Here is a 22,422-nt window from a genome sequence, read left to right on the forward strand (position 1 = left end):
GCCACCGGGCCCCGCCTCTCTGGAAGTTCGCGCCCCGGGGAGCGCCTCGGGGCGAGGTGGCTGGGACGAGCCGTGAACTGGCTCTGATGCCCCGTTGTTCGGTGTGTGCGGGCAGCTACAATCCGTAGTGGGTGATAGCGCAAAGAAGTCGAGTGGAGGCGGAGATGACCCGCGCCTGGGAGGCCGACCCGTCCGCGTTATTCAGACGAAGGCTGGGGAAGTCGGCCAAGGAGCTTGGCAATTCGGATAACCGGGACGAATGCCCGGACATTTGGCAGCTCGACAACGGTGACATCGCTGTCATCGGCAGGGACCTCACAGCCGCCTACCGCTCCCGCCTCCCTGACGGCGTGGCCCTTGCCCCGGACGAGCGATTGGTCGTCATCCCCGGAGGCATGCTCAGCGCGGCGAAGACAGACATCCCCGATGCGTGACCCGCTCCCCCCGACTCTCGTGCCTGAGCAGGGCGAGCGTCTCACTCGCGACGCCTACAAGCAGGACTTCCAGGCATGTGACGCGGCCCTCCGTGATGCGGACTCGTGGAAGCTGGAGCGCCGTCAGCACTTCGAGGAACAGGGCAGCGCCAGCCGGGACGCACTGCGCCGAGGAGAATGGCAGAAGGCTCTACGGCTCCTCGGGGACCGGCGTGACGGCCTGCTCGCCACAGTCCAGGAAGACGAACGCAAGGGCCATCGCTTTCACCGCGTGCGGGTGGTTGAGCAGCCGCTGACACCGTATGTCCAGTGGGAGCTCCACTCCCATCGGCAGCGCGCCGAATGCGGAGAGCGGATCCGCGTCGTCAGCGCCGAACAGGTGGCTTCGGCAGAGGCCGAGCGCGTCCTGCCGGAAATCGTCGTCCTCGGCGGCGCCACCCTCTTCCAGGTCCTCTACACCGAGGCCGGGGCCGCCGTAGGCGCGGTCCGCTACACCGACCACGATCTGGTCAGGGGCTGGGAGAACTACATCAGGAAGCTCTATGAGGCAGGGGAAGACGTGAGGTCCCACTTCGAGCGCGAGGTGGCGCACCTTCCCCCGCCCGCAACGGCACCCGGCGCCGCAGCCGTCGTAGCAGCCGCAGACCAGGACGGAGTAGGCGATCACTGAGTCCAGCTCTGCCAACCAGCACCCCGGCAGCACGCACTCCGAACTGTCGGGATCGTCTTCCCGCGACGTCGTACAGGCCAGGGACATCGCGGGAGGAATCCACTTCCACACACAGGCGACGCCGGACCACAGCGGCTCCGCGAACCCAACGCCGCGCCAACTGCCCGCCAGTGTCAGCGCCTTCGTCAATCGCATGGCAGAGCTGGACCAGTTGAACGCCGTGCTGACCGGCGAAGGCGACGATCCACTGGTCGTCTCGGTGTACGTGATCGCCGGAACCGCAGGCGCCGGAAAGACCTCGCTGGCGCTGCGCTGGGCCCACCAGGTGCGCGACCGCTTTCCGGACGGGCAGCTCTATGTCAATCTACGCGGTTACGATCCGGGGCAGCCGGTCACCGCCCAGGAGGCCCTGCACCGTTTCCTGACCGCTCTGGGAATCGACCCGCAATCCGTACCGCAGGACGTCGACGCCGCCGCGGCGCTCTACCGTTCGCTGCTGGCCGAACGCCGGGTACTGGTCGTGCTGGACAACGCGGCGACGGCGGGCCAGGTCCGTCCGTTGTTACCCGGCAGCGCGAGCAGCCTGGTCCTCGTCACCAGCCGCAGCCGGTTGTCCGGCCTCGCGGTCCGGGACGGGGCACGCCGACTCACCCTGGGGACGCTGCCCGAGCGCGAGGCGATCGCCCTCCTGCGAGCGGTGACCGCCGGATACCGGCCCAAGGACGACGAACAGCAACTCGCCGAACTGGCCCAGCTGTGCGCGCGGCTGCCCCTTGCCCTGCGCATAGCGGCCGAACGCGCCGCCGGCAACCCCCACATGCGGCTGGACGATCTGATGGCCGATCTGCGTGACGAATCCGCCCTGTGGGACGCCCTGAGCACCGGCGACGAAGGAGAGGCCGAAGCCGTCCGCACCGTCTTCGCCTGGTCCTATCGCGCCCTGTCCGCCCAAGCCGCCAGGCTCTTCCGGCTCCTCGGCCTGCATCCCGGACCGGAATTCGGCCTGGACGCCGCCGAGGCCCTCACGGGAGCGACCAGGGGCCGGACCCGCCAGCTGTTGGACACACTGGTCGGCGCCCATCTGCTGGAGCAGACTGCCCCGGACCGCTACGAGTTCCACGACCTGCTGCGCGCCTACTCCATTGATCAAGCGCAGCACGAGGAGCCACCGAAGGAACGGGACGCTGCGCTGCGCCGCATCCTGGAGTGGTACCTCCACACCGCCGACGCAGCCCAGAGCTGGATCAGCCCTGCCGAAGACCGACTGGCCCTCGCCTCAACGCCCCAGGGCGTGCGCCCGCTGTCCTTCCCCGACTACGACGCCGCCGTGAACTGGGCCGAGCGCGAACACACCAACCTCCTGCACGCGGTCCGTACAGCGGCTGCCGCCGGATACGACGCGCTCACCTGGCGGCTGTGCGCCGTACTGTTCCACGCCCAGTCTCCCTCTGCCCCGGGCGCCGATTGGCTGGGCGTGGGCCACATCGGCTTGGATGCGGCAGCCCGGTGTGGTGACCGTGCTGCGGAGGGTCTGCTGTTCACCGATCTCGGTATGGCGCACGCACGCGTCAACCGCTTGGCCGAGAGTGCCGAATACCACCGCAAGGCGCTGGAGATCTGGGGCGAGCTGGGCGACCGTCTCAACGAGGCGCACTCGCTCAATCTCATCGGACTGAACCATCTCCAGCACAGACGTCTCGACGCCGCTGCCCGACACTTCGAGCAGGCCATCGCCGCCTTCGAGGAACACGGCTCGGCCCAGTGGGAGGCCACCGCGCTGTCCAACCTCGCTACCGCCCACTACCTGGCCGGAGACCTCTCTCGGGCCGCGACTGCCGTCGAGCGGGCCCTGACATCACACCGTGCCCTGAACGACAAACGGGGCGAGGGCAACATCCTGCGCGTCCTGAGCGGCCTCCAGCGCGAACGGGGCGAGATCGACGAGTCCCTGACCACAGCCCAGGCCGCCGTCGACATCGCCCTCGGTCTGCGCAACCCCCGTCTGGAAGCGTACTGGCTCCTCACGCTGGGTGACGCCCAGCAGGCAAGCGGGCTGTTCGCCGACGCGCTGAGCTCCTACCAGCGCTCCGCCACGCTCCATGGCCGCCTCGGACACCGCAGCAGACAGGCGCTCGCCTGGCACCGTGCGGGCGAGGTCTACCGTCGGCTCCACCGCCACTCGGAGGCGGCCGACTTCCACCGCCAGGCCGCCGCCGCCCACCACGATCTGGGTGATGTGTGGCACGAGGCCCTGGCTCTCGACGGCCTGGGCCAGGCCTTGCTGGAGGAGGCTCCTGCGGCGGCCCGTCAGCACTGGGCCGAGGCGCTAAGGCTGCTCGCCGCATACGACGACCCAAGGGCCGTGGCGACGCGCAACAGCCTCGAACGGCGGCTGGCGGGGGGCGACTCCTGAACACGAGCACCGGGCCCCGGGGCCCGCACTATGACGGTGTACGCCGAGTGGGCTCCATTGAAGAGAGGGCAGTGCGACGGCGTAGGGGGCAGCGAAGGAGCCAACCGTTCACTTGACGCGCCAACGGTGCGTTCAGCGAAGGTCGAGCAGCATGACGTCGTGGAGGTCTGACCCTTCCCACGGACGCGCCTCCCCGATCTTCTGGTATCCCCATGCTCGGTAAGCGGCCGTTGCCGCCGTGCTGTCCGGGTGGACATTCAGCAGCACTCGCTCGGCCTGGATGTCGTCGAGCACCGTCGTGTGAAGACGGCGCGCGACGCCCTGTTCTCGCCACGGTCCGCGCACGGCGAGTTCCATAAGCCCGAAGGTCCGATGGCCGTCCTCACGGCTCATCTCGTCGGACACAGGCTCGGTCAGACGGTCCCACCATCCGGAGTTGGGACCAAGGGGGTAGCCGAAGGCCATGCCGACAGGCTCGCCGCCGCCCTGGGTACGGGCAAGAGCGGCGCGAAATGCAGCTTTGCGGGTCTGGGAGCGGAAGCGGCGGAAGGTTGCCGCCACGTCTTCTTCCGTCTCGTTATACGGCGGCTCCGCGAACGCCTCAGCGTAGATCAGCCTGAATGCGTCTTCGGCCTGCGTCGCCCCGAGTCCGTTCAAGCGCTCCACTGTGATGGTTGCTCGCTGCGTCACGTCATGCTCCCTGGGACAGTTTCGCGGATGCGTTCTCGGCATTCGAGGGCCACAACGCTGTCGACCCGGCCTGCGGCTTGTTGAAACAGGGAGCCGGTCCCGTCAGCCTTCGAGCCGTACCCCGTCGCAAAACTGCGGGCGTCTCCGATCAACCGGGCCGCTGGGGTCGGGTTCCAAGACTGCGGGGCTGAGGTCACCCGGCCGCGATGGTCGAGTAGGCCCACACATCCGCCGGGATCTCATGTTTTAGCCGCCATGTGATGGCCAAGGGCTTGCTGCCCTTGTGCTGGACGTACTCGGCTGGGCCGAGCAGCATCCATGGCTGGGCTCCTCCGATGTCGCTGCTCTTGTTGCGGCGCACGAAGAGGAGGACGTGGCTGCCTTGTGCGACGTGATGCTGGTAGCGGAGACCGGTTGCGGACGTCTCCGACGTTTGATTCTGGGACTCCCAATGGAAGAGGGTCTCGCTTAGTGCGTAGTCGTGGTAGCGGGTCTGCGGAGAGAAGTCCTTCTCGTCCTTCTCCAAGGTGATGAGCAGCGCATCGGTCTTAATGGACTCGCACCACTTCACACCCTCCCGGAAATCACCGGGCATGAAGCCACCGATAGAGGACTGGCCGAGTGCGGGCAGTATCTCTTCGCGACTGTATGAGGCGTGCACAGTCAGTGGAACGCTGCTGGGCCCGCCGATCCCGAGGAGCGGGATGGGGACGTGCTCGGTGTGGGCGAGGCTGTACTCCAGGACCTGTCGAATCTCGCTACGCACGGCGCGTTGGTTGCGGAGCGCCGCAAAGCCCGCATCGTAATGTGCGAAGCCCTTGCGGGTGACACCGCCCAAGGGCCAGAGCTGGAAGAAGAGCATGCGGGCGTAGGCTTGCTGCTGCTCGTCGAGGGCGCTGTAGGGCGGGGCGTCGTCCTCCAACATGCGTGTGTACGCGGCAACGCGCAGCGGGTCGTCCACGTGGAGGAAGGCGGAGACTCTCTTGAGTAGTGCGGCCTCTCCCGTCGGTGCCTCACCTTTCAAGAGTCCGGAGCGCCGGAGCAAGCCGGTCCAAGAGTTCCCGTTGCCCCGGTAGAGGTCCTTGAGGTCGCGTCCGCTCTCGTCGAGGTAACGACTCAGTTTGGGTTCGGCGTACTCAGCTACCTCGCGTGCCAGCGCCGTGACGTTCACGGCGAGCTGATCCTTGATGTTGGCGATGATCCTTCTCTTGGCCTTCTCTTCCAGGATGATCTGGCAGCCGGAGGGTAGCTGCGGGAAGCCGCGCTCGATGTTGTCCAGGAGGCGCTTACGGGTCAGGTTTATGAGGGCGCGGAACTGGTTCTCGAAGCGGAACTCCTTGCGGTGCTGCCCGATGAAGTCCAGCACGGTCAGGACCGCCTTGTTCTCGCTGCGCCGCAGACCACGTCCGAGCTGCTGAAGGAAGACTGTTGCGCTGGAGGTAGGGCGAAGTAGGAGCAGGGTGTCCACGTCGGGGATGTCGAGGCCTTCATTGAACAGATCAACAGAGAAGATCACCTGTAGCGCCCCGGCTGCGAGGTCGACAAGTGCTTGCTTGCGACTCTCGGCAGGGGTCTCACCTGATAGCGCGACGGCATTGATGCCGGCGGCCCTGAAGCACTGTGCCATGAAGTGCGCATGCGCGACCGAGACGCAGAATCCCAGTGCTCGCATGGAGCCAGGGTCGGCAATCTTCTCCTCAACTGCCTTAAGTATCAGGCGAGCCCGGGCATCGTCGCCGGTGAGAACATTGCTCAGAGCGCTCGCTTCGTATCCGCCTCGCTTCCACTCGACCGCACTCAGGTCAGTGCTGTCACTGATGCCGAAGTAGTGGAACGGGCTCAAGAGGTCGTTTTCCAAGGCTTCCCACAGGCGCATCTCGGCGGCAATTCTGCCGTCGAAGAACTCGTCCTGGATGCTCTTGCCGTCCATGCGCTCGGGGGTGGCAGTCAGCCCCAGCAGCTCCATCGGTTCGAAGTGGTCGAGGATCTTCCGGTAGGTGGGTGACGTGCCGTGGTGGAACTCGTCGATGACAATTACATCGAAGTGATCAGGAGCGAGCCGATCCAAGGCGCGCGCGTTGAGTGACTGCACGCTCGCGAACACATGTGTCCAGCGTTGGGGGATCTCTCCACTGTGCAGGGGTTCACCGAAGTTCGCGTCGATCAAGACGTCTTGGTACGTGCGGAGCGACTGTTGCAGAATCTCCTTGCGATGGGCGACGAACAGCAGTCGCAGGTCCCGGCCGCGCTTTTTGCGCAGTTGCTTGTAGTCCAGCGCTGCCATGACGGTCTTGCCGGTGCCGGTCGCTGCTACGAGTAGATTCCGGTGCCGGTCATGCACCTCGCGTTCGACCTCTAGCCGCTCCAGCATGTCGCGCTGGTGCGGGTAAGGGCGTACCTCAAGGCCGGAGAGTGTGATCCCGCGGTCTGCGGCCGTCTTCGAGGAAGAGCCACCCGCAATCGTGAGTGCTTCCTGGAGTCGGCTTCCGTCAGCCACCGGGTCGTACGTCTCGAAGGACGGGTCGCTCCAGTACGCCTCGAAGGTTGCGTCGAACTTTCGTAGGACGTCGGGTGTAGCGATGGACGACAGCCGAACGTTCCACTCCAGGCCGTCCAGCAGCGCGGCCTTGGAGAGGTTGGAACTGCCGACGTACGCCGTGTCGTAACGACTGTCGCGGCGGAACAGCCAGGCCTTGGCATGGAGCCGCGTCGACCGCGTCTCATAGTTGACCTTCACATGGGCGTTGAACTCCTGCACCAGTCTGTCGAGCGCCCGCCGCTCGGTTGCCCCGATGTACGTGGTGGTGATGACGCGTATGGGCACACCACGCTCATGGGCTGCTCTGAGGGACTGCTCGATGATCCGCAGCCCGTGCCACTTCACGAAGGCACAGAGCAGGTCGACCCGGTCAGCGGTGGCGAGTTCGGCACGCAACTCGAAACCGAGGCTCGGGTCTTCCGGGGAGTTAGTGAGTAGGGCAGTGTCGGAAAGCGGGGTGGCGGGGCGGACAGCGAAGACGCCGGGGGCCTCCTGCTTGGTCAGAGCTAGAAGTTGGCGGGGACCGGCAGCTACCAGGTCAACCCACTGCTGTGCCCCTTGAAGTGTGCTGATGGACTCCAGGATGTGATTGGCGGCGTGTACCCGCTCTTCTGGCGGGAGCCCTTGCAGCACACGTCGCACAGCCAGGGCCACGTGGCGTGCCAGCACGTGCGGTACCGAATCCTGCCGCACCGCGTCGATTACGGGGTGCCACCCACGGTTGGCGAGCTCCTTCAGCTTCTGCTCGAACCGCAGCGTGACCAACTCTTCGTACACGCCCGCCATCGGGTGCGACGGTTCTCCCAGCTCAGGCACGTTGGCTCCCCCCCGGGTTAGGTGTGATGGCCATGTCTAACAGAGGCCACTGACACCCGTGAGGGCGTCCCCGTCGGTGCGGTCTTCCATAGGCGGCTGGATGTGATGCGGGCCAAGCTGCATCGCACCAACTGGAAGGGCATCTCCTGGTTGGTAGACACGGACGGCAGCGAGGTGGCCGCGTAGCCAGTCATGGTTCTACCGGGACAATGCGGCCCTGAGGCGGAGCTATGAGCGGAGGCATCCCATCCGTGTCATTCGGGGCTATGAGGAGACCCTCAGCACTCCCCGCCTGATGACTCACAGCGACGTGGCGATGAGTTACTGCCCTCCGTGACACCCCTCATAAGCCCGCCCCGTCCCACACCAACAAGCCGCCCCCCGCTCCGGTGGCCAGGCGACCGCCCGTCCTCGGGCCGCCAGTGTCGTCGCGTACTGGGGTAGCAGTGCCGTGTCGCTCGGGGACGTGCTCTCCGACGCCGCGAAGGCCTCGTACGACGGGACCGTGCCCGTCACGATGCCCAGGTTCGGGGTGCCCGAGGCCGCCAGCTCCCGGAGTGAGTCCTCTATCGTCGTCAGGTGCTCGTCGTGGGACGGGTACTCCGCGGCCAGCGACGGGTACGCCGACACCAGTTCGTCCAGCTCGGCCGCCGTCCAGTGGAGGATCGCCACCGGGAACGGGCGGGAGAGCGCCTCGCGGTAGGCGCCCAGCTCCGCCCGCAGGCGGCTGATCTCCGCCTCCAGCTCCGCCGGGTTGTCCGAGCCGAGGGACCAGATCCGCTTCGGGTCGTGGAGCTCGTCCAGGGAGACCGGGTAGGAGTGCAGGGTGTCCGCCAGGGCGTCCCACTCGTCGTGCGCCGCGCCCAGCATGCGGCGGACCCGATGGCGGCCGTAGAAGAGCGGGTGCGTGGACTTCGAGGGCTCCGACGAGTCGCCGATCAGGAGCCGCAGCCCCTCGGTGAACGTCGCCTCCGCCGCCTCCAGCTCGTCGTGCGACTCCAGGGACTCCGCGACGATCACCCAGGGGGCCGCGTGCCGGGGGGAGGCCGTGCGGACTCCGTCGATGATCGCCCGGGCCTCCGCCTCGTGGTCGTACTCCCACAGGTTCGACGCCTTCAGGGCGCGTACGAGATAGGGGTTCTCCAGAGGCTCGGGAGAGGACAGCAGGCGGTCGTACAGCGCGGTCGCGCCGGGGCGGTCGCCGGCCAGTTCCCGGTGGGCCGCTGCCTGCAGCAGCAGGTGTTCCGCGTCCTCGGGATACAGGCCGGCAGTCCGCTCCAGGCGTGCTGCTTCGGCGTTGTGGTCGACGTTCTCGGCAGGCGTGTCGGGGCGCATGGGGGACACCGTACTGCCGCCGACCGACAAAGGAGAGAGATTCGCAGGCCAGGGGGTGGGGGAGGGTTTGGGTCGGGTCGGAGCGTGTGCCCCCCCGGCCGCTATGCCACCACCCCGTCCACTTGCAGGGTCTGCACCGCCCCCGCCGCGAACGGCACACTCACCGTCTTCCCGCTCAGGTAGGTGTCCCTGTGCGTCGTGTACAGGTCACCGCCACCGCCCGTCACCGTGTTCCAGCGGGGGACCACACCGCCCGCGCCGCCCGTCACGGTCGTGAAGCGGGAGAGGTCGAAGGTCAGGGTCTGGGCGGACGACGACTTGTTCGCCGCCACGATCACCAGGCGCTTGGCCGACTTGTCCAGGGCCGCCACCGCGTAGTCGACGCCCGTGTCGATGATCGTCATCCCCGGGCGGATGTGGCGGCTGAACTGCGCCATCACGTAGTACTTCGTCTGTACCGCGCCGGGCTGCAGGGTGCTCGCGTCGTACGCGATCATCGCCCAGCTCGCGGTCGGGTCCATCACCTGCCAGTAGACCCATGCCGTGGGGTGCAGCCAGCGGAAGTCGAGGAGCAGGTTGCTCGCCAGCGTCAGCCCGGTGGCGTCGCCGTCGCCCGTCTCCGAGTTCCACAGGGCCTTGCCGGCCGTCTTCACCACGTCGGTGTACAGCAGGTCCCTGCGGCCGCCCGAGCCCTGGTAGCCGTGGACGTTGACCCGGTCGACGTAGGACTTCGTGGTCGAGCTGAAGGAACCCCATGTCGTTCGGGCCAGGTCGTAGCTCGTCTCGTCCGACGCCGAGATCTTGGTGCCCGTCAGTCCGCGCTTGTCCAATTCGCTGCGCAGGTAGGGCAGTACGGCCGACTGCACGGAGGCGTCCATATGGCAGCCCTCCTGGGTGCCGGTCGCCTTCCACCAGTTGGACGACGGCTCGTTGAAGGCCTCGACCGTCGAGAAGTTCACGCCCCAGTTGTTCCTGGCGTGCAGGGCCACCGCCGCCAGGTGGGAGGCGTGCTGGCGGTAGTTCCAGGACTGGAGGTTGTTGCCGCCGTCGGCGGCGCCGGACGGGTTGTGGTTCAGGCACATCCACCACATCGGGGAATTGGCGAACAGCTCACTGATCGCGCCCCGCTGGGCCGCCTTGACGAGCATCGCGCGCTGTGTCGCGTCGGCCGACCACTTCCACGCCGAGGACGTGGGGTCCTCGTTGTTCCAGTCCTGCCAGTAGCCCTCGATCTGCTTGAAGGAGGGGATGTTGGCGGAGGCGACCATGCTTTCGCCGTTGACGCTGTTCCAACTGCACGCGCCGAGGTTGTACCGGGCGATGTTCAGGCCGAGACCGGGCAGCGTCCTTCCGCTGTACGTCACCGACTTGGTGGTGAAGAAGATGTCGGCGAAGTCGTCGCGGGCGCCGAAGACGTTGGCCCACCAGGCGAGGGAGGTGCCCCAGCCCTCCCAAGTGCCGCAGATGCCGGACGGGTTGACGGCGATGGTGGCGTCGGCCCGTGCGGTGCCGGTCGCCAGTGCGCTGCCGAGGAACGAGCCGCCCGCGGCGGCCAGCAGGGTTCTGCGTCGGATCATGGCTTCTCCGCCTCGTCGTACCGCTCGAACGCGGGGTCGTCCGCCCGGCGTCGACCGGTCTCGTTGGTGCCGTCACGAAGGATCTGACCATCACGAAGGATCGGGTGTGGCGCACGGGGTTGTCGAGGGTTGTGACAGCCCTTTCCAAAACCGCTGTAGGAAGCGGGCGGAAGGGGCCGGTGAAGGGCGGGCGAAGGGTGGCGCAGAGGGCTGGTGACTTGGCAGGGGGCTGGTGACTTGACGGGGCACCCCCTATCGTGCGGGCGGCCCCGGCTGAGGAGGCGTGCGCATGCGGGCTTCCGTGATCCTGCACAGCACCCGACGGCGCCGGGCCCGCGTCAGGCGTGTTCTGTGGTCCGGGGGTGAACTGCTCGTCACCGTCGGGGTCGTGGTCATGTTGCTCGTCGTGCACCAGCTGTGGTGGACCAACCGGGAGGCCCGGCAGGGCGCCGAGCGGCAGGTGCGGGCGTTGGAGCGGGAATGGGGCGGGCGCACGGGATCGGCGGCGGGCGGGGCCACGGGATCGGCGGTGGGCGGGGCCATGAGGGCGCCGGGTGACGGCGGGCCCCTGAAGGGCTCCCCGCGGCGGCAGGGGCAGGCCCTCGTCATCGGCCCCGTCCGCCCCGCTCCCTCCCAGGCCTACGCCGTCCTCACCATCCCCCGCCTCTCCCTCCGCGTCCCCATCGCCGAGGGCATCGGCAAGGCGGACGTGCTCGACAAGGGGTACGCCGGGCACTACCCGGGCACCGCGCAGGCCGGGCAGGCGGGCAACTTCGCGCTGGCCGCGCATCGCAACACCCATGGGGAGCCGTTCCGGTACCTCGACCGCCTCCGTCACGGGGATGCCGTCACCGTGGAGACCGGGGCCGCCACGTACACGTACGTCGTCGACCAGGTGCTCCCGGAGACCTCCGCGGGGGACGGGGGCGTACTGCGTGCGGTGCCGCGCAGCACCGTCGAGCCGTCGTACGGGTACGACCGTCGTGGGTACTACCTCACCCTCACCACCTGCACCCCCGAGTTCACCTCCCGCTACCGGCTGGTCGTGTGGGGCGTGCTGGCCTCCGCCCGGCCCCGGTGACCTCAGGCGCGTTCCCGCAGGAGCAGCACGCCCGCGGCTCCCACCAGGGCCAGGCCCGCCGAGACGGCCGCGGCGATGTCCGCCCCGTGGGCGGGTGCGCCGCCCGTCGTCACCAGCGTGATCGTCAGGGCCACACCCGCGCACGAGCCGATGTAGCGGAACGTCTGCTGGGCGCCCGAGCCCATCGCGGCCCGTTCCATGGGCACCGACTCCACGGCGACCAGCGGCAACGCGGCGTTGAGCAGGCCGCTGCCCACGCCGCCGATCACCAGGCCCGGCAGCAGTCTGGCCCAGGAGCCCGAGCCGACGGCGCCCAGCATCGTGAGGACGCCCACGGCGTGGAGCGCGAATCCGAGGGCCAGTTGGTGGCGCGATGAGACGCGGCCCGCCAGCCGCTTCGCCTGCAGTGCGACCGCGAAGGACAGCCCGGACCAGAGCAGGAACAGCCACGCCGTGTTCATCGGCGTGAGGCCGAGCGTCCGCTGGAGCAGCGTCGGAAGGAAGCTGAACAGGCCGATCACCGCCAGACCCGTGAACAGCCCGCTCACGGCCGAGCCGAGGAAGCGTGGGCGGCGCAGCAGGGCGAGGTCGATCATCGGGGTGCGGGCGCGGTGTTCGATCACGGCGAAGACCAGGACCAGGAGCACGGCCGCCGCGAACAGCAGGACCACCGGCGGGCGCAGCCAGCCGTCGCGGCCCAGCGTCAGCGCGGCCACCAGGGAGACGAGGGCGAGGCTGAAGACGGCCGCACCCGCGAGGTCCGGCCGGCCGCCCCGGGGTGCGCGGGACTCCGTCAGGGTGCGTGCGGACAGGGCGGCGACGATCAGGGCCGCGGCGCCCAGGACCCCGTACGCCACCCGCCAGGTGGGCATCGCCCCGGCGACCAGCGGGCCGACCGCGATGCCTCCGCTGACGAAGGCGCCCCACACGCCGGTCGCGTGCAGCCGGCCCCGTGGTGTCGGGAAGGCGTGCACCAGCAGGCCGAGGCTGCTGGCGAGGATCGCCGCGCTCGCCGCGCCCTGGGCGACGCGGGCCAGCGTGAACAGCCAGGTGGAGGTCGCGAAGGCGCCGAGTGCGGTGGTGAGGCCCAGTGCCACCGTGCCCGCGACGAAGATCCGGCGGCGGCCGTAGTCGTCGGCGAGGCTGCCGGCCACCAGGAGCAGCGCGGCCAGGCCCAGCGGGGTGCCGTTGAGGAGCCAGGCCTGCGCGGAGACCGAGGTGTGCAGGGCGGCGGCGGTGCCGGGGAGCGTGACCATCGGCGCGGTGTACGTCATCAGCGCGACGGCGGTGGCGGCGCTGGTCAGGGCGAGGGTGGGGGACGCACGGGGGATCTTCCGGGTCGCCGGGGCGGCGACGGTTTCCACGGTGCGTTCGAGCTGGGACATGGCCTGCCCTTCCGGGGCGGGTCGGTTCAGGGGGCGGACCGACCGATGGGTGGCGGATGGCGGGGGGTGGCGGGAACCGCTCCAGGTTCGGTCATTGAACCTGTCTCCTCCGTGTGACCGTAGCAGGCTTGGTTCGTTCACTGAACCAAGATTGGGGAAAGTCGGTTCGGTCACTGAATCAAAACGTGGGGATGTCGCTACAGTGGGGCTCATGGCTCTGGGCAAGGACTACGCGACGCAGGAGTGCTCGATCGCCCGCGCGCTGGAGGTCGTGGGCGAGCGCTGGACGCTGCTCGTCGTGCGCGACGCGTTGTACGGCGTACGGCGCTACAACGACTTCCTGGTGCACCTCGGCATTCCGCGCGCCGTCCTCGCGGCCCGCCTCCAGACCCTCACCACCGAGGGGATCCTGGAGAAGCGCCGCTACCAGGAGTCGCCGCCGCGGGACGAGTACGTCCTCACCGACCGCGGTGTCGCCCTGTGGCCCGCCCTCCGGGCGCTCGGGCTGTGGGGCCGCGAGCACTTCAGCGAGACGCAGCTGCGGGCCTTCCGGCACGCGACCTGCGGCACGGAACAGGAGCTCGGGCCGTATGGCGAATGCCCCGGCTGTGGAACCGTCGTCCCCGTCGCGGACGTCGAAATGATTCCGGGGCCCGGACTCGATCCGGACCCGGCCGACCCGATCAGCCGGGCGCTGCTCAGGCCGAAGAGGCTGCTGCGGCCGATCGAGACGGATCCTGTATAACCGATGCAGGACGACCGGTCCTGTGTCCGCTGGGCAACCACGGGGACGGACAAGGCAGTTGTGGAGGGGAGGGCAGTCGATGATCCGGAGCCGGGCGAGTCTGCGGCCCGCCGCCGTGTTGCTGCTCCTGCTTCTTGAGGTCGCCGTCCTCGACGCCGGCAGCCTGCCCGCCGCCGTCGCCTTCGCCGCGACCGCCGCGGCCGGCACCGCCCTCGCCGTCTGCGCGCTGATCGCCGCGCGCAGTGTGCCCGTCGTGCCGCCGACCCGGGTGCGCACGGCCATCCGTGACCGCGAGCACCGCACCGCGTTCCTGCCGCAACGGGACCCCGACGCCCCTGGCCGCAGGCGACCGCGTGCACCGGGGCGTGCCCTTCCGGCGACCGCCGCGTAGGTCACGTCTCCTTCGTACGCCGCGTACGTCTGCCCGCCGTAGCTCCTCCTACGGCGCCTCGTCGCACGTTCGCGTACGGCAGCCCGCCGTACAGCCGAGTGCCTCGTACGTACCCGTCGTACATCGGCGCACCTCGTATGTACTCGCCGTGCATCGGCGTACCTCGTATGTACTCGCCGTGCATCGGCGCACCTCGTACGTACCCGTCGTACATCGGCGCACCTCGTACGTACCGCCCGTACATCCGTGTGCGTCGTACGTCCGTGACCCCGCGTGGGTCGTCATGCCGACACCTTCCCGACCCCGGCACGACGAGACCCCGGAGGGCTCATCCATGTCCGCATCCATGTCCGCAGCTATGTCCGCATTCATGTCCGTGTTCGCCGGTCTGGTCGAGCGGCTGGCCGACCTGCTCCAGCCGCTCTTCCACGCCTCCGCGGCGGCCGCCGCGATCGTCCTGTTCACCGCGCTGGTACGACTCCTGGTCCACCCCCTGTCCCGGGCCGCGGCGCGTGGGCAGCAGGCGCGTGCCCGGCTGCAGCCGAAGATCGCCGAGCTGCGCAAGAAGCATGCGAAGGACCCGGAGAAGCTCCGGAAGGCGGTCCTCGAACTGCATGCCGAGGAACGGGTCTCGCCGCTCTCCGGCTGTCTGCCCAGCCTGCTTCAGGCGCCCGCCTTCTTCCTCCTCTACCACCTGTTCTCCAGCACGACGATCGGCGGCCGGAGCAACGGTCTGCTCAGCCATACGCTGTTCGCCGCCCCGCTCGGGGGCCGATGGGCCGACGCGCTCGGCGGCGATGGTGGCCTCCTCGGGCCGGCCGGGCTCGTCTACCTCGGGCTGTTCACGCTCGTCACGGCCGTCGCCGCCTTCAACTACCGGCGTACGAAGCGAATGATGGCCGACACCCCGGTTCCGGTCGGTGACGGCGAGCAGCCGCCCGGGCTCGGCGCGGTCACCAAGGCCATGCCGTTCCTGTCCTTCTTCACCCTGGTCAGCGTGGCGGTGGTGCCACTGGCCGCCGCGCTGTACGTGGTGACCAGTACGACGTGGAGCGCGGTCGAGCGGGCTGCGCTGTACCGCTGAGCGCGGGGCCGCGGTGCGGTCCAGTCCGTGAACGGGGTATTGCGGACTGGACCTGGACCTTGGAGGATCGACCAGTCCTCCGATGGCTGCGCCCTCGGCCGCACTCGGGCCGCACCCATCGGCCGGGCTGCCCGCGATCGAGGGAGACTGTGATCATGAAGCTGCTGCGAGTCGGTACGGCGGGGGCGGAGCGGCCCGCGCTGCTCGACACCGAGGGGACCCTGCGGGACCTGTCGGGTCTCGTCCCGGACATCGACGGGCCGCTGCTCGCCGACGACGCGGCGCTCGGCCGCATCCGTGCCGCCGCCGGCTCGGGAGAGCTGCCGGAGCTGGACGCCACGGGGCTGCGCGTCGGACCGCCGCTCGCCCGGATCGGCAAGGTCGTCTGCATCGGCCTGAACTACCACGACCACGCCCGCGAGACCGGCGCCGAACCGCCCGCCGAGCCGGTGATCTTCTTCAAGGCGGCCGACACGGTGGTGGGGCCCAACGACACCGTGCTGGTGCCGCGCGGGTCCACCAAGACCGACTGGGAGGTCGAGCTGGCGGTCGTCATCGGCCGTACGGCCCGCTATCTGGAGTCGCGCGAGGAGGCGCTCGCGCACGTCGCCGGGTACGCGGTCGCGCACGACGTCTCCGAGCGCGAGTTCCAGATCGAGCGGGGCGGGACCTGGGACAAGGGCAAGAACTGCGAGACGTTCAATCCGCTCGGGCCGTGGCTGGTGACGGCGGACGAGGTGCCGGATCCGCAGAACCTCGCGCTGAAGCTGTGGGTCAACGGGGAGCTGAAGCAGGACGGGACGACCGCCGAGCAGATCTTCCCGGTGGCCGAAGTGGTGCGTTACGTCAGCCAGTTCATGACCCTGTACCCGGGAGACGTCATCAACACCGGTACGCCCGCGGGCGTCGCGCTGGGGCGGCCCGAACCGAAGCCGTTCCTCCGGGCCGGGGACGTGGTGGAGCTGGAGATCGAGGGGCTGGGGCGGCAGCGGCAGGAGCTGAAGGACGCGTAGGCGCTGCGCTGGGGGAGCCGGGGAACTGCGGGGAACTGCGGGTGAGCCGGGGAACTGCGGGTGGTTCGCCACCACGGGGCGTCAATGGTCGCTCGCGCAGTTCCCCGGGCCCCTTTCACGGGCGTACCCGCTCCTCGCCCCCCTCGGCCCGGAACCTCTCCAGCGCCTCCACCACCAGCGCGTGGTCCTCCACCTGGGGCAGGCCGGAGACCACCACGGTGCCGATGACGCCGGCGCCCTCGACCGTGATCGGGAACGCGCCCCCGTGGGCCGCGTACACATCGGGGTCGAGGCGGGAGGACTCCTCGAAGGTCGTGCCCTTGGCGCGGAAGCGGGAGCCGACCAGCAGGGAGGAGCAGCCGTAGCGTTCGACGACGCGGCGCTTGCGGTCGATCCAGGCGTCGTTGTCCGGCGTGGAGCCGGGCAACGCCGCGTGGAAGAGCTGCTGGCCGCCGCGGCGGATGTCGATCGCGACGGGGGCCTGCCGGGCCCGCGCCAGCTCCACCAGCAGCGTGCCCAGGGCCCACGCGTCGTCGTAGGTGAAGTGGGGGAGCGTCAGACGGCGCTCCTGGGCTTCGAGTTCCGCGATCTCCGGTGCCGTGGTCACAGCTTCACCGCCACGCCCTCGTGGGCCGAGCGCCGGGCCGCCTCCAGGACGTCCAGGGCCGCGGCCGCCTCGGGCGCGGTGACCGGGTTGGGGCCGCCCTCGCGCAGGGCCTTCGCGATCGCCGCGTAGTACGCCGGGTAGTCGCCGGGGAGGGTCGGCACGGGGCGGCCGCCGCCGGTCAGCGGGGACTCGCCGGCGCCCACGCGGCCCCACAGGGGCTCGGGTTCGGTACCCCAGCCGCGGCCGGGGCGCTCGCCCGCGCGCAGCGCCGCCTCCTGCGGGTCCAGACCGTACTTCACGTAACCCGCCCGGGAGCCCAGGACGCGGAAGCGCGGGCCGAGTTGGGCCGCTGTCGCGGAGACGTACAGGTGGGAGCGGACGCCGCTGGTGTGGGTGAGCGCGATGAACGTGTCGTCGTCCGTCTGCGCGCCCGGTCGGCGGATGTCCGACTCGGCGTAGACGGAGGCGGCGGGGCCGAAGAGGACCAGTGCCTGGTCGACGACATGGCTGCCCAGGTCGTACAGGAGACCTCCGATCTCTGCGGGGTCGCCCGACTCGCGCCAGCCGCCCTTGGGCTCCGGGCGCCAGCGCTCGAAGCGGGACTCGAAGCGCCACACATCGCCGAGTTCGCCCTCGGCCAGCAGCTTGCGGACCGTGAGGAAGTCGCCGTCCCAGCGGCGGTTCTGGAAGACGGAGAGCAGCAGGCCGCGCTCCTCGGCCAGCGCCGCCAGGCCGCGCGCCTCGGCCGCCGTGCCAGCGATCGGCTTGTCGACCACGACCGGCAGGGCCGCCTTGAGCGCGGCGGTCGCGACCGGTACGTGCGTCTTGTTCGGGGAGGCGATGACGATCAGGTCCAGCTCGGCGGCGCGGGACCACAGCTCGTCGGGGGCGGCGGCGAAGCGCACGTCCGGGAACTCGGCGCGGGCCTGCTCCTGCCGCTGAGGGTTCGAGGTGACGATCGTGTCGAGGGTCAGGCCCTCGGTGGCGGCGATCAGCGGGGCGTGGAAGACGGAACCCGCGAGGCCGTAGCCCACGAGGGCCACGCGGAGGGGGGTGTGGGTACCAGGGGCTGTGCCAGTCATGGCTCTACTTTCGCAACGCTGTTGCCAAAGTGCAAGCGCGAGGGAGAATGGGTGGGTGAACAGGACGTACGCGGAATCCGCTGGAGGCAGACGTGGGGTCGGGGGGACCGTGGCGGGCGGGGTGAACCTGCTGGCGCTGCGCAGCCACAACGCGGCGCTCGTGCTCGACCTGTTGCGTACGGCGGGGGAGAGCGGGATCAGCCGGCTGGAGCTCGCGGAGCGGACCGGGCTCACCCCGCAGGCCGTCAGCAAGATCACGGCCCGGCTGCGCGCCGACGGCCTGGTGACGGAGGCGGGCCGCCGCGCCTCCACCGGCGGCAAGCCGCGGACGGTGCTGCGGCTGGTGCCGGGGGCCGGGCACGCGGTGGGGCTGCATCTGGACCGCGACGAGCTGCGGGCCGTGCTGTGCGACCTCACCGGCGCGGTGGTCGCGGAGCGACGGGCCCCGCTGGACCTGGGCGCCGGCGCGGACGCCGTGGTGGAAGGCGCGGCCCGGGAGGTGGAGGGGCTGCTGGCCGAGGTCGCCGAGGTTCCAGAAGTTGCCGAGGTCGCCGAGTTCTCCGGGGTCTCGGAGGCCGCCGAGGTCGGCGAGGTGACGGAGGTCGGCGAGGTGACGCAGGTGGAGCCCGCGTCTGTGCCGGCGCCCGCGGGCGTTCCCGTGCCCGTTCCCGTGCTCGGTGTCGGTGTGGCGCTGCCCGGCCCCCTCGATCATCTGCACGGTGTACTGCATCGCGTCACCGGCTTCCCCGAGTGGGACGGTTACCCGCTGCGCGACGCGCTGGCGCGACGGCTCGGGGTGCCCGTGGTGGTCGACAAGGACACGAACGCAGCCGCGCTCGGGCTCGCGCTGGGCGGCGCGGTCGAGGACGCGCACGGGTCGTTCGCCTATCTGCACCTCGGGACCGGACTCGGCGCGGGGCTGGTCATCGGCGGGGCCGTGCACCGGGGGGCCCGGACCGGGGCCGGGGAGTTCGGGCACCAGGTGATCCAGCTCGACGGGCCGCCGTGCGGGTGCGGCAACCGGGGCTGTATCGAGGCGCTGTGCCTCGCGGCCGTCGCGCGCGGCGATACGGCCGAGGCGGCGCGCGTCCTCGGCGCGGGCGCCGCGAACCTGGCGGGGCTGCTCGACATCGATCTGGTGCTGCTCGGCGGGCGTACCGTCGCCGCGCAACCGGACTCCTTCCTACGAGGAGTGGGAGCCGTCCTCGGCGCACGCGCCCGGCGCGAGGGCTCGACCACGGCCGTCCCGGTGCGTATCGCGCCGGGCGGGGCGCGCGGTGTGGCTGAGGGCGCGGCCCAACTGCTGCTCGCGCCGTTGTTCGGGCGGGCGGAGGGGTGAGGGTGCGGGTCCGGTCCGGCCGGACCGGTGCGGGCGACGGCTGCGCCGATCGAGGGGACTTGGCCCGTCGGCCGTCGTCCGCAGAGCGTGGCGTGGTCCGGCGCGTGCCCACCATGGCAGGTCATATTGTCATGCGACCCTCCCGACCTCCTCGACCCTCTCGACCTCCTCGACCCTCTCGACCTCCTCGACCCTCTCGACCTCCTCGACCCTCTCGACCTCCTCGATCCTCTCGACCTCCTCGATCCTCTCGACCCTCCCGACCTCCTCGACGTACTCGACTCTCTCTGGGACCTTGGCGAGGCCGGCCCCCCTTCTCCGTCCCCTGCTCCATCCCCTGCGCACTCGCGGCCGCCGCCCTCTTCCCCCAGGCTCCCGGCATCGCGCTCCCGGCCGACCGGCAGCCCACCTGCGCCGTCGCCACCGGTCACGCCTTCCCCGTCGCCACCCGCATCCACGGCGGCCCCGACACCTACGAGGCGGGCGGCGGCGACCACACCTGGTTCATCGACCTCAGGAACACGACCGCCCACCCCTGCGGCAACATCCACCCGGTGGTCGTCCTGGTCGGCGCCCGGCACGCGATGACGGCCAGTCAGCCGAAGCTGGAGTTCTTCGACGGTGACCGCCCGCACCCGGTCGTCTTCGCGCGCACCGACCAGCAGGAACTGGTCGGCCCGTTCGACGACGGCTTCCCCGGCTTCACGGTCGCCCCGGGGCAGACGCTCACCGTGAAGGTGCGGCTCGCGCTCGCCTCCGGCACCCGGCCGGACGATGTCGTGGTGAACGCCGCGATCGTGCAGCGACAGGGGAACGACGGGGACTGGGTGGGCGAGTCGAACGACTACCGGTTCCGGATCGAGCAGGGCCGCGGCCCGGCCGACGCGACGACGGAGACCAGACCGGGGGCGAAGACGCCCGGCCCGGGGCGGAGCCCGGCCGGTGAGGCACTGGCCGACACCGGACCGCGCCCGCCGCACGGGCTCGGCCCCGCCGTCGGCGGACTGGTCCTCGCGGTGGGCGGCCTCCTCGTCGTGGGCTCGTCCTGGCTGCTGTTGCGAAGGCGCCGCTGAGACCGCCCGCCCTGCCGCCCCCTCCGGTCGGCGCCCGGCCCGTCTGCGACGATCACCCCGTGGACTACCCGAACGACCAGGACCCAGGTGCCCCGATCCGCTCCGGCATCCCCGAGCACGGCCGCATTCCCAAGTACTACGCGGTGAAGGCACGGATCGCCGAGCTCGTGGCCGAGCTGGGCGAGGGCGGGCTGCTGCCCACCGAACGCGACCTCTCCGAGCGGTACGACGTCGCGCGCGAGACCGTACGGCAGGCACTGCGCGATCTGCTGCTGGAGGGGAAGCTGCGGCGGCAGGGGCGGGGAACGGTGGTCGCCGGGCCCAAGCTGGAGCAGCCGCTGTCCCTGGCCAGCTACACCGAGGGGGTGCGCCGACAGGGGCGCACCCCCGGCCGGGGCCTCATCACCCTGGACCGCTTCCCCTGCAACGACGCCCTGGCCGCCGAGACCGGCCTCACCCGGGGCGAGCCGGTCTGGCACATGGAACGCGTGCTCCTCGCCGACGACGAGCGGGTCGGCCTGGAGAGCACGTACGTGGCGGTGGCCCGGGTCCCGCGGCTCGACACCGACTTCGACCCCGACTCCTCCTTCTACGGCTACCTCCACGAGCAGGGCATCGCCTTCGGCGACGCCGACGAACGCATCGAGACGGTGCTCGCCGCGCCGCGCGAGGCCCTGCTCATCGGTACGCCCCCGGCCCTGCCGATGCTGCTGATCCACCGCGTCTCGCGGGACACGCAGGGGCGGCCGCTGGAGCGGGTGCGGACGCTGTACCGGGGGGACCGGTTCTCCTTCACGGCGCATCTCAGCGGCTAGGGGCCCTGCTGACGGATGACCGGGCGGGCCTGCGGGCCCGCCTGTTTAATAACGAGAAGATAACTGGTCTAGCCCAAACTTGAGAGGCGGTTCACCATCTGGATGCCGACCGGACCCGTCCGATTTCCCGATCCCGAGGAGCGTGGCCGCCGTGAGAGTGACAGTCGTCGGAGCAGGCGTGGTGGGCGCCATGCACGCCTGGCAAGCAGTGGAACGCGGCCATGAGGTCGTGCAGATCGAGCGGGAGGCCGAGGCCCGCGGCGCCTCGCTGCGCAACTTCGGGCAGATCTGGGTGAGTGGCCGCGCGGGTGGCGAGGAGCTGGAGACGGCCCTGCGGGCCAGGGAGTTGTGGGAGGCGCTCGGCGCCAGGGTGCCCGCGCTGGGCTTCCGCCCCAATGGTTCGCTGACCCTCGTCCGCTCCGGCCTGGAACGCGCCGTCGCCGAAGCGGCCCTGGCCCGTGCGGACGCGGCCGTGCGCGGCTACAAGCTGCTCACCCCGGCCGAGGCGCGCGCCGTGAACCCCGCCCTGCGCGGCGCGTACGAGGCCGCCCTGTACTGCGAGCGGGACGCGGCCGTCGAGCCGCGCACCGCCCAGCTCGCCCTGCGGGCCCAGCTGCTGAAGTCCCCGAACTACACCTTCCTGCCCGGCCGGGAGGTTCGCGAGGTCACCGGACCCGGCACGGTCCGCGACGACCACGGCGACGTGCACCGCGCCGACGCCGTGGTGCTGTGCACGGGCGCCTGGCTCGGCGGACTGGTGAAGGAGCTGGCGCCCGACCTGCCCGTGCGCCGCGTACGGCTGCAGATGATGCAGACCGACCCGCTCGGCGAGGCCCTCCCCACCTCGGTCGCCGATGCCGACAGCTTCCGTTACTACCCGGCCTACCGGGGCGAGTCCCTCGACCGCCTGGAAGCCGGGCAGCCCCAGGCCCCGACCGCCGCCGCCCACCGTATGCAGCTGCTGATGGTGCAGCGCGCGGACGGCGGGCTCACCATCGGCGACACCCACGAGTACGAGCACCCGTTCGCCTTCGACACGCTGGAGGACCCCTACGAGCACCTGGCCGGGGTCGTCGAGGGGTTCCTCGGCCGGCCGCTGCCGAGGATCCGCCGCCGCTGGGCCGGTGTGTACGCGCAGTGCACCGATCCCGGCCGGGTCGTGCACCGGCAGCAGGTGCGCGACGGAGTGTGGCTGGTCACCGGGCCCGGCGGGCGCGGCATGACCTGCGCGCCCGCGATCGCCGAGACCACCGCGAACGAACTGGGCTGGTGAACCACCTCATGCACCACCTCATGGACCACCTCATGCACCACCTCATGGACCACCTCATGA

The 22,422-nt window shown here is 70.2% G+C and carries 20 protein-coding genes; 12 read left to right on the top strand and 8 right to left on the bottom strand.

Annotated features, from left to right (window positions below; genetic code table 11):
• Positions 1-164: 164 nt before the first annotated feature.
• From ASC56_RS33035 to ASC56_RS33045, 3 genes are all read left to right on the top strand, one after another.
• Positions 165-434, top strand: a complete 270-nt coding sequence (locus ASC56_RS33035; protein WP_055495338.1) for a hypothetical protein — start codon at positions 165-167, stop codon at positions 432-434.
• Positions 427-1,104 (top strand): DUF6879 family protein, encoded by a 678-nt coding sequence (locus tag ASC56_RS33040; RefSeq protein ID WP_055495277.1) that lies wholly within the window; start codon positions 427-429, stop codon positions 1,102-1,104. The genes ASC56_RS33035 and ASC56_RS33040 overlap by 8 nt, the downstream gene beginning before the upstream one ends.
• A gap of 193 nt (positions 1,105-1,297) precedes the next feature.
• On the top strand, positions 1,298-3,517 hold the full coding sequence (locus ASC56_RS33045) for a tetratricopeptide repeat protein (RefSeq protein WP_199836133.1): 2,220 nt from the start codon (positions 1,298-1,300) through the stop codon (positions 3,515-3,517).
• Between the two features lie 132 nt (positions 3,518-3,649).
• Here ASC56_RS33045 and ASC56_RS33050 read toward each other — a convergent pair whose 3' ends face one another.
• The 4 genes from ASC56_RS33050 to ASC56_RS33065 all read right to left on the bottom strand — a co-directional run bounded on the left by ASC56_RS33050 (position 3,650) and on the right by ASC56_RS33065 (position 10,474).
• A complete protein-coding gene (locus tag ASC56_RS33050; RefSeq protein ID WP_055495278.1) occupies positions 3,650-4,207 on the bottom strand; it encodes an N-acetyltransferase in 558 nt (185 codons plus the stop codon).
• A 193-nt stretch (positions 4,208-4,400) separates the two neighbouring features.
• Complete coding sequence (locus ASC56_RS33055) at positions 4,401-7,532, bottom strand: DUF3427 domain-containing protein (protein WP_055495279.1); 3,132 nt, start codon at positions 7,530-7,532, stop codon at positions 4,401-4,403.
• Between the two features lie 351 nt (positions 7,533-7,883).
• Positions 7,884-8,897, bottom strand: a complete 1,014-nt coding sequence (locus tag ASC56_RS33060) for a hypothetical protein (RefSeq protein WP_055495280.1) — start codon at positions 8,895-8,897, stop codon at positions 7,884-7,886.
• 101 nt (positions 8,898-8,998) lie between these two features.
• Positions 8,999-10,474 carry a glycoside hydrolase gene (locus tag ASC56_RS33065; RefSeq protein WP_055495281.1) on the bottom strand — a complete coding sequence of 492 codons (1,476 nt, stop codon included), beginning with the start codon at positions 10,472-10,474 and terminating at the stop codon, positions 8,999-9,001.
• A gap of 289 nt (positions 10,475-10,763) precedes the next feature.
• On the opposite strand from ASC56_RS33065, the gene ASC56_RS33070 reads away from it, so the two are divergent.
• Positions 10,764-11,555: a class E sortase gene (locus tag ASC56_RS33070; protein WP_055495282.1), complete on the top strand. Its 792-nt coding sequence runs from the start codon at positions 10,764-10,766 to the stop codon at positions 11,553-11,555.
• A gap of 2 nt (positions 11,556-11,557) precedes the next feature.
• Here the strand turns inward: ASC56_RS33070 and ASC56_RS33075 are convergent, their stop codons facing one another.
• Positions 11,558-12,940 carry an MFS transporter gene (locus ASC56_RS33075; protein WP_055495283.1) on the bottom strand — a complete coding sequence of 461 codons (1,383 nt, stop codon included), beginning with the start codon at positions 12,938-12,940 and terminating at the stop codon, positions 11,558-11,560.
• A 211-nt stretch (positions 12,941-13,151) separates the two neighbouring features.
• Between ASC56_RS33075 and ASC56_RS33080 the strand changes: the two genes are divergently transcribed.
• The 4 genes from ASC56_RS33080 (at position 13,152) to ASC56_RS33095 (ending at position 16,173) form a co-directional block, all read left to right on the top strand.
• On the top strand, positions 13,152-13,685 hold the full coding sequence (locus ASC56_RS33080) for a helix-turn-helix domain-containing protein (protein ID WP_055495284.1): 534 nt from the start codon (positions 13,152-13,154) through the stop codon (positions 13,683-13,685).
• 79 nt (positions 13,686-13,764) lie between these two features.
• A complete protein-coding gene (locus ASC56_RS33085; RefSeq protein ID WP_055495285.1) occupies positions 13,765-14,076 on the top strand; it encodes a DUF6412 domain-containing protein in 312 nt (103 codons plus the stop codon).
• A 370-nt stretch (positions 14,077-14,446) separates the two neighbouring features.
• Positions 14,447-15,160 (top strand): membrane protein insertase YidC, encoded by a 714-nt coding sequence (locus tag ASC56_RS33090; protein ID WP_055495340.1) that lies wholly within the window; start codon positions 14,447-14,449, stop codon positions 15,158-15,160.
• Between the two features lie 155 nt (positions 15,161-15,315).
• On the top strand, positions 15,316-16,173 hold the full coding sequence (locus ASC56_RS33095) for a fumarylacetoacetate hydrolase family protein (protein ID WP_055495286.1): 858 nt from the start codon (positions 15,316-15,318) through the stop codon (positions 16,171-16,173).
• Between the two features lie 115 nt (positions 16,174-16,288).
• Here the strand turns inward: ASC56_RS33095 and ASC56_RS33100 are convergent, their stop codons facing one another.
• Together ASC56_RS33100 and ASC56_RS33105 are read right to left on the bottom strand one after the other, a co-directional pair.
• The gene (locus ASC56_RS33100) at positions 16,289-16,780 is read right to left on the bottom strand and encodes a heme-degrading domain-containing protein (RefSeq protein WP_055495287.1); all 492 of its coding nucleotides are present in this window, start codon (positions 16,778-16,780) and stop codon (positions 16,289-16,291) included.
• Positions 16,777-17,862 (bottom strand): Gfo/Idh/MocA family oxidoreductase, encoded by a 1,086-nt coding sequence (locus ASC56_RS33105; protein WP_055495288.1) that lies wholly within the window; start codon positions 17,860-17,862, stop codon positions 16,777-16,779. Before ASC56_RS33105 ends, ASC56_RS33100 begins: the two co-directional genes overlap by 4 nt.
• Here ASC56_RS33105 and ASC56_RS33110 point away from each other — a divergent pair.
• Positions 17,861-19,201, top strand: a complete 1,341-nt coding sequence (locus ASC56_RS33110) for an ROK family transcriptional regulator (protein WP_079102867.1) — start codon at positions 17,861-17,863, stop codon at positions 19,199-19,201. The two genes, ASC56_RS33105 and ASC56_RS33110, sit on opposite strands and share 2 nt — an antisense overlap.
• Before the next feature lie 129 nt (positions 19,202-19,330).
• On the opposite strand, the gene ASC56_RS41345 is transcribed toward ASC56_RS33110, so the two are convergent.
• Positions 19,331-19,546, bottom strand: coding sequence for a hypothetical protein (locus ASC56_RS41345; protein ID WP_199836138.1), 216 nt, complete (start codon positions 19,544-19,546; stop codon positions 19,331-19,333).
• A gap of 209 nt (positions 19,547-19,755) precedes the next feature.
• Here ASC56_RS41345 and ASC56_RS33115 point away from each other — a divergent pair, with 209 nt between their 5' ends.
• The 3 genes from ASC56_RS33115 (at position 19,756) to ASC56_RS33125 (ending at position 22,362) form a co-directional block, all read left to right on the top strand.
• Positions 19,756-20,274 (top strand): hypothetical protein, encoded by a 519-nt coding sequence (locus ASC56_RS33115; RefSeq protein WP_234377175.1) that lies wholly within the window; start codon positions 19,756-19,758, stop codon positions 20,272-20,274.
• A 59-nt stretch (positions 20,275-20,333) separates the two neighbouring features.
• A complete protein-coding gene (locus tag ASC56_RS33120; protein ID WP_055495290.1) occupies positions 20,334-21,089 on the top strand; it encodes a GntR family transcriptional regulator in 756 nt (251 codons plus the stop codon).
• Between the two features lie 151 nt (positions 21,090-21,240).
• Positions 21,241-22,362 (top strand): TIGR03364 family FAD-dependent oxidoreductase, encoded by a 1,122-nt coding sequence (locus ASC56_RS33125; RefSeq protein WP_055495291.1) that lies wholly within the window; start codon positions 21,241-21,243, stop codon positions 22,360-22,362.
• The last annotated feature ends 60 nt before the right edge of the window (positions 22,363-22,422 follow it).

This window comes from Streptomyces sp. TP-A0356 (assembly GCF_001417775.1).
Taxonomy (GTDB): domain Bacteria; phylum Actinomycetota; class Actinomycetes; order Streptomycetales; family Streptomycetaceae; genus Streptomyces.